Origin of the sequence: Alkalilimnicola ehrlichii, assembly GCF_003399765.1 — a bacterium.
Classification (GTDB): domain Bacteria; phylum Pseudomonadota; class Gammaproteobacteria; order Nitrococcales; family AK92; genus AK92.
The window spans coordinates 43,457-57,431 of the sequence record NZ_NFZV01000016.1 but is presented as its reverse complement, the minus strand read 5'-3'; the positions used below and the strand labels follow the sequence as shown (position 1 = coordinate 57,431).

The window sequence follows — 13,975 nt, the reverse complement described above, 5'->3', positions numbered from 1 at the left end:
CGAAGGGTTGCCGGTGAAGCGGGTACGGCAGGCGCATCTCGATCTGTTGCGCGGGTTATTGGAGCGGGTCGACCGCGAAGCGCGTTATTCCACCTGCATGATCGATATGCTGCTGATGAATGCGGGTAAGCCGCGTCTTAAACCCTCCGAGCTTGAGCGCTGAGCAGGGCGCGGGTGTCGGTTTGTCGTTCTCGAAGATGGTGATGCAGACTCTGGGTGGTAACATCGCTTGCCGATCGGTTTATGGCGAATACACCGAGTTTACTTTGACTTTGCCGAGGGTCGCCGATGTCGAGCAAAACGGATGATGTGCTGCCGTATCATTTTCCTACCACGGTTGCCTTGGTGGACGACGATGCGGATTTTCTTGCCAAGATCAGCCTGGAGCTGGACGACGACCTTGCTTACCGCCTGTTCAGCTCGCCTAGCCTGGCGCTGGATTTCCTGGCCGAGTCGGAGCAGCGCGAACCGCTGTACCGGCGGTGCTTCTCGCTGTCTTACGAGGGTAAGGATGCGGCGAGGTGCGAGCATCTGATTCGCTGCGACGTATCCCGTCTAGAGCGGGAGGTTTCCAACCCGGATCGTTTTCGCGAAGTGTCGGTGGTGCTGGTGGACTACGATATGCCGGGAATGGACGGCTTGGAGTTCTGCCGGCGCTTGCGCGCGTCGAAAGTGAAAAAGGTACTGTTCACCGGGGTGGTCGACGAGAAAGTTGCCGTGCAGGCGTTTAACGAAGGTCTGATCGACCGCTTTATCCGCAAGAATGCCGACAATGCGCCTGCGCTTATCAACGCCACCGTCCGCGAGCTACAGCACGAGTATCTGCGTGCCACCTCTCGATTTATGGCGCGTACCCTGCAAGCGGAGCCGGCCGGCTTTTGCTTGACCCTGCCTTTCAGGCGTACTTTCAGGATTTACTCCGGCGCCAGGCGCTGGTCGAGTATTATCTAACCACGGAGCCGACCGGTTTTGTTTGCTTGACGGCGGAGGGCGAGATACGACGGCTGGTGGTGGCCACCGAAGAGGATATGCAAGCGCAGTGGGAGATTGCCACCGATCAAAACTGCCCGTCGGAGTTGGCCGAGCAGTTGCAGCAGCGTAAGGTCGTGCCGGCCTTTCCCTCGGAGGACGGGTTCTACCGGCCTGAGTTCGGCCAGTGGCAGCGTTACCTGCATCCGGCGGAAGCGATTGCAGGCCATCGTCGCTACTATCTCGGTTTAAGCGCCCCGATCAGGAATAGTATGGTGCGGCTTGCCAGTTATGCGGAGTATCTAGACTGGCTCGACGCGGCAGCTCACGCGGATTAAGGCGGCGGTGGCTGCCATATCGTCGGTTTCGCGAGCTAGTACTCCCGCAGGCAAAGTGAAAGGCGATCGGCCACCATCGCTTGCTAGCCGGTGATCAGGTGGATAAAGGGCATTAGGGTTAAATAGAGAATGGCGCCGATGATGGCGATATAGAGCACAAAGCGCAGTGGGTTTTGCCGAAAACGGTCGCCGATGGTTTCTACCGCACCGGCGCGTTTGCGCTCTTCGTAATCGGCGCGCGCTTTGCGCAAACGTTCGCGCTGGTACTCATCCAGTAAGCGCTTGGCTTCCGGTTTTTGGTTGGCATCGTGCAGCCAGATGGCGCCTTGGTTGAAGCCCCAGCGGTTGGGTGGGGTTTCATAGAAGTCGATGTTGTGTTGTTCGAGCAGCTCGCGAATCTCCGCGATCTCGTCCTCGGGGAGATGGGCCAAGTTCAGTAGTCGGGCAGCCATGGGCGTTGTTTCGTCATTGAGCAATTGATGGGCCTAACTATAGTGTAGGGGCCCGCCGGGCAAAAGACCTTTATCCGCCGGCGACGATCTCGATGCCGTTCGCTTGGCAAAAGCCGTCAGTTCGGATGCGGCGGTTTCCGGTAGCGTCAGCCAAAGGCCGACGCGCTGGCCGTAGTCGACAGCACCGACGCTGGCTTCGTGAGCGCTTGCCCAGTGACGCACCGCCTGTTCCTGGGCAAAGTCGAGCGCCAGCTGCATACTGATGCGCGGTTGGTGCTCGACCAGCGGGAGGTCGGCCAAAACGGCTTCCGTGGCACCGGCGTAGGCGCGCACCAACCCTCCGGCACCGAGTTTGATGCCGCCGAAGTAACGAATCACGACCACGATAACGTCCCCGATTCGTTTGTGCTGAATAACGTTCAGTATCGGTTTGCCGGCCGTACCGCTTGGCTCGCCGTCGTCGCTCATGGCGGCACTGGCCGATTCCGGCTTCCCGAGTAGGTATGCCCAGCAGTGGTGGCGAGCGGTCGGGTGGTCGCGGCGCGCTTGCGCCACCGCCGCCATCGCTTGCTCGCGGTCGGCGACGGGAACCGCACGTGCGATAAAGCGGCTCTTTTTGATCTCGATTTCCCTTTCCAGGTTGTGTGCCGGAACCAGGCTCATAAACGTGTCTCTTGGTTCGCTGAAAAAACTCGGTTCACAGCGTATCATCGGTACAAGAAGTAGAAGACCTCGCCTTCGGCGGGCGCGTCCTAGGCATTCTTGAGTCACGACATCGACCGTAAACCGTTTTTTTGCTGTATGCAGCAGGTTTGAGTAGTCCGCATATGCTCCAGCTCTACCATAGCAACCGTCTGGAAAGTCTGGCTGACGGGTTGGCCCTGCTGACGCAAATGCCGGCCGGCTCGCCGCTAGCACCGGAAACCGTGTTGGTACAAAGCAACGGAATGGCGCGCTGGCTGGCCCTGCGTCTGGCCGAGCGCAACGGCGTCTGTGCGAACTTACGTTTTCCTTACCCGGCGGCTTATACCTGGGAGCTCTTCTGTACGCTGCTAGCGGAAGTGCCGGAGCGCTCCGTCTACAACCCGGATATTCTAACCTGGCGGCTGATGAGTGTGTTGCCGCAGCTAAAGGAAGAGCCCGGCTTCGAGCCATTAGCGCATTATCTCCACGGTGGCGACGAGCTGGCCCGCTATGAATTGGCACGCCGCTTAGCCGACGTTTTCGACCAATATCTGGTTTACCGGCCGGATTGGATCTTGGCCTGGGAGCAGGGTGAAGAAGACCACTGGCAGGCCCGCTTGTGGCGGCGCTTGACCGAAGCGGGCGGTGCGCATCGCGCCGCCTTGCTGGAGCGGTGTTTGACGGCATTACGCAGCGGCGAGGTGGCGGCGGATAAACTACCCGCGCGGCTTTCCGTGTTCGGCCTGAGCAATTTGCCGCCGCCGCTCCTGACCTTGTTGACCGAGCTTGGTCGCCACATTCCGATTCATCTCTTTTTACTCAGCCCGACCGAGGACTACTGGGGCGATTTGCGCTCGGAACGGGAGATCTACCGTCAAGCCGCCGATGCCGACCCTGAGGCGCTTTATCTGGCGACGGGGAATAAATTGCTGGCTTCCCTAGGGAGGCAGGGGCGCGATTTTCACGAGTTGCTGCTCGACCAGGGGCCGGAAGAAGAGGCTTTGTACGAGCCACCGGCCGGCGATAGCCTGCTCGGCGGTTTACAGCTGGATATACTTGAGCTGCGCAACCGGGGCGAGGATGGCGAGCGGACGATGCTGGCAGCTGCCGACAACTCGGTGCAAGTACATAATTGCCATAGCCGGATGCGGGAGTTGGAAGTCCTGCACGACCAGCTTTTGGCGTTGTTTGACGGTTATCCCGATTTGACCCCGGCCGATGTCGTGGTGATGACGCCCGACATCGAAGCTTACGTGCCTTACATCGAAGCGGTGTTCGGGACAGCCGAACCGCATCGGATTCCGTATACGATCGCCGACCGTAGTCTACGGGCCGAAGAGCCGGTCGCGGAGGCGTTTCTGCAACTGCTCGAACTGGTGGAAAGCCGCTTCGATGCCGATCAGGTCACCAGCCTCCTGGCGCTGCCCGCCGTGCAGCGGCGCTTCGATATAGACGAGCATGAGCTGCCGCGCTTGCATGACTGGATCCGGCGTAATGGTATCCGTTGGGGCGTCGATGCCGCGCACCGGGCGGAGCTGGAGTTGCCGGCGGAGGAAGCGAATAGCTGGCGTGCGGGCTTGCGGCGGATGTTGCTCGGCTATGCGTTGCCGGGCGATGAACGGCGCTTGTTTGCGGGGACATTACCCTTCGATGAAGTCGAAGGCGGCGTTGCCGAGTTGGCCGGCCGCCTGGCCGAGTTTCTGGAGAACTTGTTTCGTTTGCCGGCCAGCCTGGCCGGCAAACGCAGCGCCGCCGACTGGCAGTTGGCATTAAATCAGGTGCTGGAGCGCTTTTTCCTCGGCGATGAGGGGGAGGAAACCGCGCTACAGGCTATTCGCGAAGCATTAGCGGACCTGCGGGCCGAGGTCGAGGCGGGCGGTTGCGACGAAGCGTTGTCGCTGGCGGTCGTGTTGAGTCATCTGCGGGGAGCGTTGTCGGCCGCCGGGCGGGCGGGAAGTTTTCTTGGCGGCGGAGTGACCTTCTGCGCGATGGTGCCGATGCGCAGCATTCCCTTCGAAGTGGTTTGCTTGATCGGCGTGAACGACGGCGAGTATCCGCGTCAGCACCGGCCGGCCGGTTCGATCTGGTGGCTCAGAAGCCTCGCCGAGGGGATCGCTCGCCGCGCGGCGAAGACCGCTATCTGTTCCTAGAAGCGCTGCTGTCGGCCCGCCGGTGTTTTTATCTGAGCTATATCGGGCAAAGCGTTCGCGACAATAGCCCCTTACCGCCATCGGTACTGGTCGATGAACTGCTGGATATGATCGAACTCGGCTGGACGGCCGAGGATGGCGGGGCTTTGCGTTCCCGCTTGGTGACACAGCACCGTCTGCAGCCGTTTAGTCAAGCCTACTTCCAGCAAGCCGCGCAGGAAGAATCGGTGCGCTTGTTCAGTTACGCCGAGCATCTTTGCGGTGCCAGCGCGGTCAGCGGGCGCGGTACGCAGGAGCCGCAAAGCTTCGTGCCGGAGCCTCTGCCCGAGCCGAGCGCGGAATGGCGCGATGTGAGCCTGGAGCAATTGAGCCGTTTCTGGGCCCATCCCTGCGAATATCTATTGAAGCAACGGCTGGGGGTGAGCTTCGATCACAAAGACGGGCTCTTGGATACCCGCGAGCCTTTCGCGCTCGACGGTTTAAGTCGTTGGGCGCTAGGGCAGGATTTATTGGCGGCGGCGCGCCACGGCGAAACGGATTTGCTAGAGCTCGGCCGCGCCACCGGCTATTTGCCGCATGGCGAAGCGGGAGAGGTTTTATTGCGCCGCGAGGCGGGCAAGGCTCAGCGTTTTGCTAGTAGCCTGGCGCGTTTTCTGCCGAGCGAGCTGTTAGCGCCGCAACCGTTTCGGTTGGCACTTGGCGAGTTCCGGCTCAGCGGAGCGCTTAATCATCTCAGCCCGCAAGGTCGGTACTCCTATCGCTACGGGGCCTTGCGAACGAAATTCCTGCTGGACTGGTGGCTTAACCATTTGGCCTTGTGCGTCGTGCAGCCGCAAGGCGTGGCGCCTGTCAGCTACTGGTGGAGCGAGGAAGGCGGTTTAAAACTGCGGCCGGTGGCGAAGGCGGAGGCACTGCTGGTTGACTTGCTGACCGGATACTGGGAAGGGTTGCAGCGGCCGCTGCCGTTTTTCCCGCGTTCCAGTTTCGAGCTGTTCTTAGCGCTGCGCGCCGAGAAAACCGATTTACTGAAAGCGGCGGCCAAACCTTGGTTCGGCAATCACAATCAAGCGGGCGAGTGCGAGGAAGCCTACTGCCGGCTCGCCTTCCTGGATCGCGATCCTATCGATGAAGCGTTCGAACAGTGGGGGCGACGGGTGTTCGCGCCGCTGGTGGCCGCGTTGGAGGAGGTGAACGATGTCTGAAGCCGTTCATCCGCTGCATGATCCGGATATTCTTCGAGCCGGCATCAAGTTAATCGAAGCCAGTGCCGGTACCGGTAAGACGTATACCATCGCCGGTTTGTATCTGCGCCTGGTGGTAGAAACCGGCTTGCCGGTCGAACAGATTCTGGTGGTGACGTTCACCAAAGCGGCCACCGCCGAATTGCGCGAGCGGATACGCCAACGATTAGTAGCTGCACGGAATGACTTTCTGGCCGGCGACAGCAAAGAAGAATTCCTCGCCGAGCTGATCGAACGCTGCCCCGACCCGGAGCAGGCTGTCCGGCGTTTGGAGCGCGCGGTGGTCGAATTCGATCAGGCGGCGGTTTTTACCATTCACAGCTTTGCCAGCAGGCCTTGTCCGAGCATGCATTCGAGAGCGGTATGCCGTTCGAAGCCGAACTGGAGGCCGATCAAAGCGATTTGGTGCAACAAGTCGTCGACGATTATTGGCGACGACAGCTAGCGCAGGCCGAGCCGCCTTTTATCGCCTATCTGCTAAAGAAACAGTGGACGCCGGAGAAACTGGCCGACAAGCTCGCGCCGCACTTAAGCCGTAGCTATGCCGAACTGGACGGGCCGGTAGGCCCCGTCGATCCGGTGGTGGCCGGCGAGCAACTGCGGGTTGCCTGGGAAAATGTGCGGGAAGCCTGGCAGACGATGCGCGCCGAAGTCGAGGAACTGCTGCTGACCGACCCTGGCTTGAATCGGCGCCGCTATGCTTTGGAGCGAATACCGAGCTGGCTTGAGTCGATGGCGGCCTATCTTACCGAGGCGCCGGAAGATCACAGCTGTTTCGACGAGTTCGAGCGGTTTACGACTAGCTATCTTGCGGATTCGGTGAAAAAAGGTCATCAGCCGCCGCAGCATCCGTTTTTCGCCCTCTGCGAGCGCCTGCACGAGGCGCAGCGGGATTTTGAGCAGATCAACGACAAGCGCCTGGCCGCTTTCGTTATGGAAGGCTTGGCGTATTTGCGCCACGAGCTGCCGGTGCGTAAACGCCGTCAACGGGTGCAGGCTTTCGACGATTTGCTGGCAAACCTATACGGCGCGTTGCGAGGGCCGGCGGCGGCAACGCTAACCGAGAGCTTAAGGCGCCGCTACCGCGCAGCGTTGATCGACGAGTTTCAGGATACCGACCCCGTTCAATATGAGATTTTCCGTACGGTTTTTCGCGAAGCCGGGGCGCCGGTGTTTCTTGTCGGCGACCCCAAACAGGCGATCTATAGCTTTCGTGGCGCCGATGTTTTCGCCTATCTGGCGGCTAAGCACGATGCGCCCGAACGCTATACCTTGAGCACTAACCGCCGCTCGGACGCGCCGTTGATCGCCGCGGTGAATGCGGTGTTTCAACGGCCCGCCCAGCCGTTTTTGCTGGATGCGATTGACTACGAGGCGGTCGACAGCCCGCCGGGCGCACGGCCTACGTTGACCGAAAACGGGAACGTTAAACCGCCGCTACAGTTTTGGTTTCTGCCCGGAGAGCCTGCCAAGAAAGGGGAGAAAGCGCGGGCCAAAGGGCGCGCCGAAGCCGAGATCGTCGAGGCGGTAGCCGGTGAGATAGCTCGCTTGTTACAGCTTGCGCAGCAAGGCAAGGCCTGTATCGGCGAGCGAGCGCTGGAAGGTGGGGACATCGCCGTCTTGGTGCGGAAGCATTATCAGGCGGAAGCGGTGCGGTTAGCGCTGCAGCGGCGCGGCGTTGCCAGCGTACAGCAGTCGAAAGCGACGGTTTATCTTTCCTTGGAAGCCGACGAGCTGGAGCGGTTGTTACTCGCGGTTGCCGAGCCTGGGCGGGAGTCGCTGCTACGCGCGGCGATGACGACCGACATGCTTGGGATAAACGGCCCGCAGCTGCTCGCGTTAGGCGAGGACGAAACGGCTTGGAACGCCTGGGTAGAGCGGTTTCACGACTACCACCAGTTGTGGCGCGATCAGGGCTTTATGCGCTTCTTCCGCTTGTTTCTGCGGCGGGAAGGCGTTGCCGAGCGCTTATTGAGCTATCGCGACGGCGAACGGCGCCTGACCAATGTTCAGCATCTGGCCGAATTGCTGCAAAGCCGCGCAACGGCTACCGGCGACGGTATCGAAGGCTTGTTGAATTGGTTTGCCGAGCGCCGGCGCGGCCGGCGGCCGACGAAGCGGCCGAGCTGCGCCTGGAAAGCGACGATAAGCTGGTGAAGATCGTTACGATTCATGCCTCGAAGGGCCTGGAGTATCCGGTCGTCTTCTGCCCGTTTCTCTGGAGCGGCGGCAAGGCTCAGGAAGAGCTGGTCGTGAGTTACCACGAGCCGGAGCGGGATCGGCAGACGGTGCTCGATTTCGGTTCGCCGCGTCGAGAGCGGGCGCTTGAGCTTGCCGCCGAGGAAGGCCTGGCGGAGGATTTGCGTTTGGCTTATGTGGCTCTGACCCGCGCCAAGCACCGCTGTTATATCGCCTGGGGCAAGTGCAACGGGGTTGGTGAGTCGGGCATGGCGTGGCTACTGCATTCGCCGCCCGCCGGCGAGGGCGGGCCGCTGGCACGCTTGCGTGCCCACGTTAATGCCCGTTCCAGCGACGAGTTGCGTGCCGACTTGGCGGCCTTGGAGGCGGTGGCCGAGGGAGCGGTTGCTGTCGATCCGTTGCCGGAGCATACGGGGCAGTTGCTCGCTGCGGCCGAGGTAGGGGAGGTTTTGGTGGCGCGGCGTTTTACCGGCTCGCTGCGACGCAGTTGGGAGATTACCAGCTTCTCCGCGCTGGCACGCCATAGCAGTCAAGCCGAATTGCCGGACTACGATCCGGCCCCGAGCGAGAAGCCGCCGATCGAGTTCGCCGACGCGGAAGGGGTTTTCGGTTTTCCCCGCGGGGGCGAGCCGGTACGTGTCTGCACGACATTTTGGAGCATTGCTCGTTCACGGAGTCCGAGCATGCCGAGTTGATTCGCGAGACCTTGCTGCGCCACGGCTTTGAGGCGGAGCGCGAGCCGGTTGTCGCGACGATGCTGGCGGGTGTGCGGAATACGGCTCTGGACGACGAAGGACGCATCCGCTTGCGGCAGATCGAGCGGCACCAGCGCCTGGACGAGTTGGAGTTCTACTATCCGCTGGCGGGATTACGCGCTGAGATGTTGCGCCGTTTGCTCGATGAGTTCGGCTTCGGGACGGAATGGGGTCTGCCAGAGCGAATCGGGCGTTTGGAGTTCGCCGTCCGGCGCGGCTACATGAAGGGATTTATCGATCTTATTTTCGAGCAGGAGGGGCGTTACTACCTGGTCGATTATAAATCCAACTGGTTAGGCGCTCGGTTGGAGGATTACGCGCGCGAACGGCTCGGCATCGCCATGGCTGAGCACGGTTATCACCTCCAATACTTGGTGTACCTCGTTGCCTTGCACCGCTACCTGCGTACGCGCTTGCCGGACTATCGCTACGAAACGCATATCGGCGGCGTGTTTTATTTGTTCTTACGGGGCTTATCGCCCGAGCACGGTCCGGCTTACGGCGTGTTTGCCGACCGGCCGCCGCAAGCGCTTATAGAAGCGCTGGATCAGTATCTCGCGACGGGCGAGTGGGAGGGCGCGTTCGATGTCGCTTGAGTTGCCAATAGCCGAAGCCGACGATGGCCTGCTGCCTTTGGATCGTCACTTTGGCGAACTCCTCGACCAATTCGCCGGCGCATCGTCGGAGTGGGTGAAATGGGCGGCGATGCTTGTCAGCCGCTGGACGCGCGACGGCCATACCTGCCTCGACCTAAACGCAGTTGCCGGCACAACGTTGTCTGAACTGGGCATCGAAACCCCGCCGTTAGCAACGTGGCGGGAGGCTCTGCTGGCGTCTCCTGTGGTTGCCGAGCCAGGCCAGTGGGCGCCGTTGATTCTCGATGGTAACCGGCTTTATTTGTATCGCTACTGGGCGTACGAATGCCGCTTGGCGGAGGCCTTGAACGCGCGCGTACAGGCGCGAATGCCGGTCGACCAAGAGCGGTTAAAGGCCGATGTCGCTACCTTGTTTCCGCCGCCGGGGGCGGAGGTCGATTGGCAAAAACTGGCCGCCGCCGCGGCGGTGCTGCGTCAGTTTTGCGTGGTCTCCGGCGGCCCCGGTACCGGTAAAACGCACACGGTGGTGCGGATTCTTGCCTTGTTGGTGGGGCAAATCCGGCCAAACCGTTAGCCATCGGCCTAGCGGCCCCGACCGGCAAGGCTGCGGTACGGCTTGAGGAGTCGATTCGGGCGGCGAAAGCTCACCTGCCGCTCCCGGAAGCTAGCTTGGCGGCGATTCCGGAGCAGGCAGCCACCGTCCACCGTTTGCTTGGCGTGCGTCCGGGCTCGGTGCACTTTCGGCATGGGCCGGATAATCCGCTGCCTTTAGACGTGCTGGTGGTCGATGAGGCCTCCATGGTCGACCTGGCGCTCATGGCAAAGCTGGTTAGTGCCCTGCCGCAAGGGGCGCGCCTTATTCTGCTGGGCGATAAGGACCAGTTGGCCTCGGTGGGAGCGGGTTCGGTGCTGGGCGATATTTGCGCTGCCGAGCCGGGTTTTCCGCACCGGCGGCGGAGACGCTGGCGGCATTAACCGGCGAAGCGGTACCGGCTTTGGCCGACAAGCGTCCGCCGATTGCCGATGCCATTGTTTTGCTGCGCCACAGCCGGCGTTTTCAGGGCGATGGCGGTATCGGGCGGTTGGCGCGCCTGATCAACGACGGCGAGGCCGAAGCCGCACTGGCGTTGTTGGAGGGCGATGGCGATCCGGAGCTAGGTTGGCATCGAGTGCCGGATTACAAAGCCCTGGCGGCTGCGTTGCCTGCGCGCGCAGTGACCGAATACCGCCCTTACCTACAAGCGGTGCGGGAGGGGCGAGAGCCGGCCGAAGTGTTTGCAGCCTTTGCCGGGTTTCGCGTGCTATGCGCCCACCGTAGCGGGCGTAGTGGCGTAGAAGGGCTGAATACCTTGATCGAAACCGCGTTGGCCGAGTGCGGCTTTATTCAACGTGAAGGGCCTTGGTACGCGGGCCGGCCGTTGATGATCGCGGAGAACGACTACAGCCTGCGGCTATTCAACGGCGATATCGGTTTGGTCTTGCCGGACCCGGAAGCGGGCGGCGCGAAGCGAGTATTTTTCAGGGCGCCGACGGCTCGCTCCGGCGCTTTCACCCAGGGCGGCTGCCGGCTCATGAAACCGTGTACGCGATGACGGTGCACAAAACGCAGGGTTCGGAATTTACCCGCGTGCTAATGGTGCTGCCGGAAGAGGCCTCGCGTGTGCTTAATCGTAATCTGATTTACACCGGGATCACCCGCGCGCGTAGCTATGTAGAGCTGTGGGGTGGGGCGAGTGTTTTGCGGCAAGGCATCGAAGCCGCGGCCGAGCGCGGCTCCGGGCTTGCCGAGCGTTTATGGCGATGAGCTTATTCCTGATCGCGAATCCAGATAACGACGCTCTCTTCGCGGCGTAATGCCGGGTCTTCCAATGCCAGCACGCCGCCGTTGATATGCTGCACCTTGGCGCTGTCGTTGGGGTTGCCTGGTTCGGGAGGTCCGAAGCGTTCTTCCAGGTGATCCAGCAGGGTCGGATAGCTTTCGCCCGGTACGGTGAGTTTCCAGGCGGTGAGGTCTTGCACGGCATCGAAGTAGAACGCCACATGACGGGCGGGGATGCCGTTGAAAGACTCGATGAATGCGCCGCAAACCTGCGCGCCGAGTGCCGTTTGCTGGACATCGCAGCGTAATTCCAATGCCCGATACCGCTCCAGAACGGCCTCGCCGGTGTTGGTTTCATTCAACTCGGCGAGATCCATCTCCAACGGCGCCCGCGTTTGGAACCACGTGTGATTGCCGAAGATGATGTAGAACGTCAGGGCTAAGCTGACGAGCGAACCGGCGGTAATCCATTTTCTATTCAGTGTTATCCGGGCCATGGTTAATCGTACCTGCGGTCTGTCATACGCTGTGTCGAAGAAAACAATACGCTTATTTTGCTTGGCTTAACACCTTGTTGATGGGGGTGGGGGAGGTTCTGTGTTGTGGTTCACGGAATGGGGGTGGATTTATACGGTGGTGGTTAGTGGTCGCGCGCAGCGCACCACCCTTAACCACCGACCTGTACCTCGGAAGATCGTAAAAAAATCACAAAATCCCCGCATCTAACCCCGCCGCCAAATACATCCCAAGCTCTTCACACTGCTCGATAAAGCTATTCTCAAACTTACCGCGTAAAATGAGCGGGTCTTGTGCGGCGCGCCAGCGCAGGCCGGTGACGATGGTGTCTACCGCGCGTCGTGTGCCGGTGCCGTCGTGTCCCGCACGTACGTAAAGAGCGTAAGGCAGGCCCTCGGTGTGCTCCAAACAGGGATAATAGATGCGATCGAAAAAGTCTTTCAGCGCGCCGCTCATGTAACCGAGGTTCTCGGTCGTGCCGAGTATAATGCCGTCGGCGTTTAAGACATCGTCGGCATTGGCTTCCAGTGGGGGAATGTGAAGGGCTTCAACGTTGTCTATATCAGGGTGGCGAGCACCGCGCAGCACGGCATTTACGAGCTGCTCGGTGTTTGGCGAGGGCGCATGAGCAACGATAAGCAGACGTTTTCTTTGACTCATGCTCTTCATATTGGACCGCCTTGGCCGAAGGTACAAGGACCGAAAAAAGATTGGGGATGTGCTGATGGAGATCGCAAAAGATTGCGTTGTTCAGTTCCACTATAGCTTGAAGAACAGCAACGGGGTTGAGCTGGAAACTTCGCACGGCGGCTCGCCGATGGCTTATTTGCACGGCCACAACAATGTTATTCCGGGTTTGGAAGAGGCAATGGCCGGTCGTAACGCTGGCGATACTTTCTCGGTTACCGTACCGCCGGAGAAAGGCTATGGCGAGTTCCGCGAGGGGATGCTGCAACGGGTGCCGGTGAAACATTTGCAGGGCGCAAAGCGATGGCGGCCGGGAATGGTGGCGCAAGTTAGTACCGATAAGGGGCCGCGTGCCGTTCGCGTGGTGAAAGTAGGACGTTTCATGGCCGAGGTGGATTTTAATCATCCATTAGCCGGCCAGGAGCTTACCTTCGATGTCGAGGTGGTGGCGGTGCGCGCAGCGCGTAGCGATGAAATCGCTCACGGCCACGCGCATGGAGAAGGTGGTCATCAGCATTGATCGGCCGCAAGCGGTGCTTGTAGCGGCGGCGGTGCCAGCCCGATATCTCTCCATACAGGTAAGGGCGGTTCGGGCTGGGAGGCACAATGGGGTTACGCGAGTACGCCTTGGCGACCTTGGTCGCTTTGCTTTGGGGCGGCAATTTTGTGGCGGTCAAGCTCGGTACGGAGACGTTTCCGCCGATCTTTTTGCTGGCGTTGCGCTTTACGATTGTAGCGGCGGTGATGGTGCCGTTCGTGCGGCGCCCGCCTCGGCATTGTTGGAAAGCGGTAGTGCTCGTCTCGGTGGCGCTGGGTGTCTTCCACTTCGGCTTAATGTTTATGGGCATTGCCAGAGTGGATGCGTCTACGGCGGCGATCGCGACCCAGCTCGGTGTGCCTTTTAGTACCGTATTGGCCGTGATTTTCTTTCGGGACGTGTTGGGGTGGCGGCGTATTCTCGGCATTCTGGTGGCGTTTAGCGGTGTCGCAATTCTTGCTGGCTCGCCGCAGGTGTCGGGAGCCTGGGGCGGCTTGCTAATTATTGTCGCGGCGGCATTCGCCTGGGCCGTTGCGAATACGCTTATTAAATATCTCGGGCCGCTGGACCCCTTCATGTTGACCGGTTGGATGGCCTTGCTGGCTGTGCCGCAGCTGTTATTGCTTTCTTTTGCGGTGGAGCAGGGGCAGTTACAGAGTCTGTTGACGGCCACGAGCGTAGGCTGGGCGGCAGTTATCTACACGGCGATTGGTTCTAGCGTCGTTGCTTACACCCTGTGGTATTCGTTGATTAACAAGAATCCGGTGAGTCAGGTGGTGCCGTTTACGCTATTGGCGCCCGTGTTCGGGATTTTGGCAGCGGCGGTGATTCTGGGCGAACCGTTGACCCTGCCGTTGGTTTTGGGTGGACTGGTGACCATCAGCGGTGTGGCTCTATGCGAGGCAACTTTCCGCCGCACTCGATTTTGGGGGCGGCGACGGCCGGATGTGGCCGTTGCGCCGGATTGAACGGGTGCAACCTTTTGCAACCTAGGGTTGCAAAAGGTGTGCGCAGCGGTTAGGTAGGTTATA

General features: G+C 60.6%; 20 protein-coding genes. 16 read left to right on the top strand and 4 right to left on the bottom strand.

Features of this window, described 5'->3' with window-relative positions:
- The first annotated feature begins 13 nt into the window (after nucleotides 1-13).
- Genes CAI21_RS23240 through CAI21_RS14825 form a run of 4 tightly spaced genes read left to right on the top strand, consistent with a single transcriptional unit; the run spans nucleotide 14 to nucleotide 1,307 of the window.
- Nucleotides 14-163: a hypothetical protein gene (locus tag CAI21_RS23240; protein ID WP_181919453.1), complete on the top strand. Its 150-nt coding sequence runs from the start codon at nucleotides 14-16 to the stop codon at nucleotides 161-163.
- Nucleotides 120-308, top strand: coding sequence for an ATP-binding protein (locus CAI21_RS26055; RefSeq protein ID WP_116303003.1), 189 nt, complete (start codon nucleotides 120-122; stop codon nucleotides 306-308). Before CAI21_RS23240 ends, CAI21_RS26055 begins: the two co-directional genes overlap by 44 nt.
- Entirely contained in the window at nucleotides 289-951 is a 663-nt protein-coding gene (locus CAI21_RS14830) for a response regulator (protein ID WP_116303002.1), read from the top strand. Before CAI21_RS26055 ends, CAI21_RS14830 begins: the two co-directional genes overlap by 20 nt.
- A complete protein-coding gene (locus CAI21_RS14825) occupies nucleotides 879-1,307 on the top strand; it encodes a hypothetical protein (RefSeq protein WP_147305133.1) in 429 nt (142 codons plus the stop codon). The genes CAI21_RS14830 and CAI21_RS14825 overlap by 73 nt, the downstream gene beginning before the upstream one ends.
- Before the next feature lie 83 nt (nucleotides 1,308-1,390).
- Here CAI21_RS14825 and CAI21_RS14820 read toward each other — a convergent pair whose 3' ends face one another.
- Complete coding sequence (locus CAI21_RS14820) at nucleotides 1,391-1,759, bottom strand: DUF6164 family protein (protein ID WP_116303000.1); 369 nt, start codon at nucleotides 1,757-1,759, stop codon at nucleotides 1,391-1,393.
- Nucleotides 1,760-1,792: 33 nt separating this feature from the next.
- Nucleotides 1,793-2,422 carry a YigZ family protein gene (locus CAI21_RS14815; protein WP_116302999.1) on the bottom strand — a complete coding sequence of 210 codons (630 nt, stop codon included), beginning with the start codon at nucleotides 2,420-2,422 and terminating at the stop codon, nucleotides 1,793-1,795.
- A gap of 164 nt (nucleotides 2,423-2,586) precedes the next feature.
- Between CAI21_RS14815 and recC the strand changes: the two genes are divergently transcribed.
- Genes recC through CAI21_RS14765 form a run of 10 tightly spaced genes read left to right on the top strand, consistent with a single transcriptional unit; the run spans nucleotide 2,587 to nucleotide 11,188 of the window.
- Nucleotides 2,587-4,593, top strand: coding sequence for an exodeoxyribonuclease V subunit gamma (recC, locus tag CAI21_RS14810; protein WP_116302998.1), 2,007 nt, complete (start codon nucleotides 2,587-2,589; stop codon nucleotides 4,591-4,593).
- A complete protein-coding gene (locus tag CAI21_RS14805) occupies nucleotides 4,530-5,795 on the top strand; it encodes an exodeoxyribonuclease V subunit gamma (RefSeq protein ID WP_181919452.1) in 1,266 nt (421 codons plus the stop codon). Before recC ends, CAI21_RS14805 begins: the two co-directional genes overlap by 64 nt.
- Nucleotides 5,788-6,279: a UvrD-helicase domain-containing protein gene (locus CAI21_RS14800; protein ID WP_116302996.1), complete on the top strand. Its 492-nt coding sequence runs from the start codon at nucleotides 5,788-5,790 to the stop codon at nucleotides 6,277-6,279. The genes CAI21_RS14805 and CAI21_RS14800 overlap by 8 nt, the downstream gene beginning before the upstream one ends.
- Nucleotides 6,198-7,991 carry a UvrD-helicase domain-containing protein gene (locus CAI21_RS14795; protein ID WP_116302995.1) on the top strand — a complete coding sequence of 598 codons (1,794 nt, stop codon included), beginning with the start codon at nucleotides 6,198-6,200 and terminating at the stop codon, nucleotides 7,989-7,991. Before CAI21_RS14800 ends, CAI21_RS14795 begins: the two co-directional genes overlap by 82 nt.
- Nucleotides 7,988-8,728 carry a 3'-5' exonuclease gene (locus CAI21_RS14790; RefSeq protein WP_181919450.1) on the top strand — a complete coding sequence of 247 codons (741 nt, stop codon included), beginning with the start codon at nucleotides 7,988-7,990 and terminating at the stop codon, nucleotides 8,726-8,728. The genes CAI21_RS14795 and CAI21_RS14790 overlap by 4 nt, the downstream gene beginning before the upstream one ends.
- Nucleotides 8,674-9,384 carry a PD-(D/E)XK nuclease family protein gene (locus CAI21_RS14785; protein WP_309544711.1) on the top strand — a complete coding sequence of 237 codons (711 nt, stop codon included), beginning with the start codon at nucleotides 8,674-8,676 and terminating at the stop codon, nucleotides 9,382-9,384. The genes CAI21_RS14790 and CAI21_RS14785 overlap by 55 nt, the downstream gene beginning before the upstream one ends.
- The gene (locus CAI21_RS14780) at nucleotides 9,374-9,958 is read left to right on the top strand and encodes an AAA family ATPase (protein ID WP_116302992.1); all 585 of its coding nucleotides are present in this window, start codon (nucleotides 9,374-9,376) and stop codon (nucleotides 9,956-9,958) included. The genes CAI21_RS14785 and CAI21_RS14780 overlap by 11 nt, the downstream gene beginning before the upstream one ends.
- 2 nt (nucleotides 9,959-9,960) lie before the next feature.
- Nucleotides 9,961-10,359 carry an AAA family ATPase gene (locus CAI21_RS14775; RefSeq protein WP_116302991.1) on the top strand — a complete coding sequence of 133 codons (399 nt, stop codon included), beginning with the start codon at nucleotides 9,961-9,963 and terminating at the stop codon, nucleotides 10,357-10,359.
- Complete coding sequence (locus tag CAI21_RS14770) at nucleotides 10,305-10,976, top strand: exodeoxyribonuclease V subunit alpha family protein (RefSeq protein WP_116302990.1); 672 nt, start codon at nucleotides 10,305-10,307, stop codon at nucleotides 10,974-10,976. The genes CAI21_RS14775 and CAI21_RS14770 overlap by 55 nt, the downstream gene beginning before the upstream one ends.
- The gene (locus CAI21_RS14765) at nucleotides 10,973-11,188 is read left to right on the top strand and encodes an ATP-binding domain-containing protein (RefSeq protein WP_116302989.1); all 216 of its coding nucleotides are present in this window, start codon (nucleotides 10,973-10,975) and stop codon (nucleotides 11,186-11,188) included. Before CAI21_RS14770 ends, CAI21_RS14765 begins: the two co-directional genes overlap by 4 nt.
- A gap of 2 nt (nucleotides 11,189-11,190) precedes the next feature.
- Here CAI21_RS14765 and CAI21_RS14760 read toward each other — a convergent pair whose 3' ends face one another.
- Together CAI21_RS14760 and CAI21_RS14755 are read right to left on the bottom strand one after the other, a co-directional pair.
- A complete protein-coding gene (locus CAI21_RS14760) occupies nucleotides 11,191-11,700 on the bottom strand; it encodes a hypothetical protein (RefSeq protein ID WP_116302988.1) in 510 nt (169 codons plus the stop codon).
- Nucleotides 11,701-11,908: 208 nt separating this feature from the next.
- The gene (locus CAI21_RS14755; RefSeq protein ID WP_258868130.1) at nucleotides 11,909-12,388 is read right to left on the bottom strand and encodes a flavodoxin family protein; all 480 of its coding nucleotides are present in this window, start codon (nucleotides 12,386-12,388) and stop codon (nucleotides 11,909-11,911) included.
- A gap of 55 nt (nucleotides 12,389-12,443) precedes the next feature.
- Between CAI21_RS14755 and CAI21_RS14750 the strand changes: the two genes are divergently transcribed.
- Together CAI21_RS14750 and CAI21_RS14745 are read left to right on the top strand one after the other, a co-directional pair.
- Entirely contained in the window at nucleotides 12,444-12,926 is a 483-nt protein-coding gene (locus tag CAI21_RS14750; protein ID WP_116303053.1) for an FKBP-type peptidyl-prolyl cis-trans isomerase, read from the top strand.
- A gap of 86 nt (nucleotides 12,927-13,012) precedes the next feature.
- A complete protein-coding gene (locus CAI21_RS14745; RefSeq protein ID WP_116302986.1) occupies nucleotides 13,013-13,912 on the top strand; it encodes a DMT family transporter in 900 nt (299 codons plus the stop codon).
- Nucleotides 13,913-13,975 lie beyond the last annotated feature (63 nt).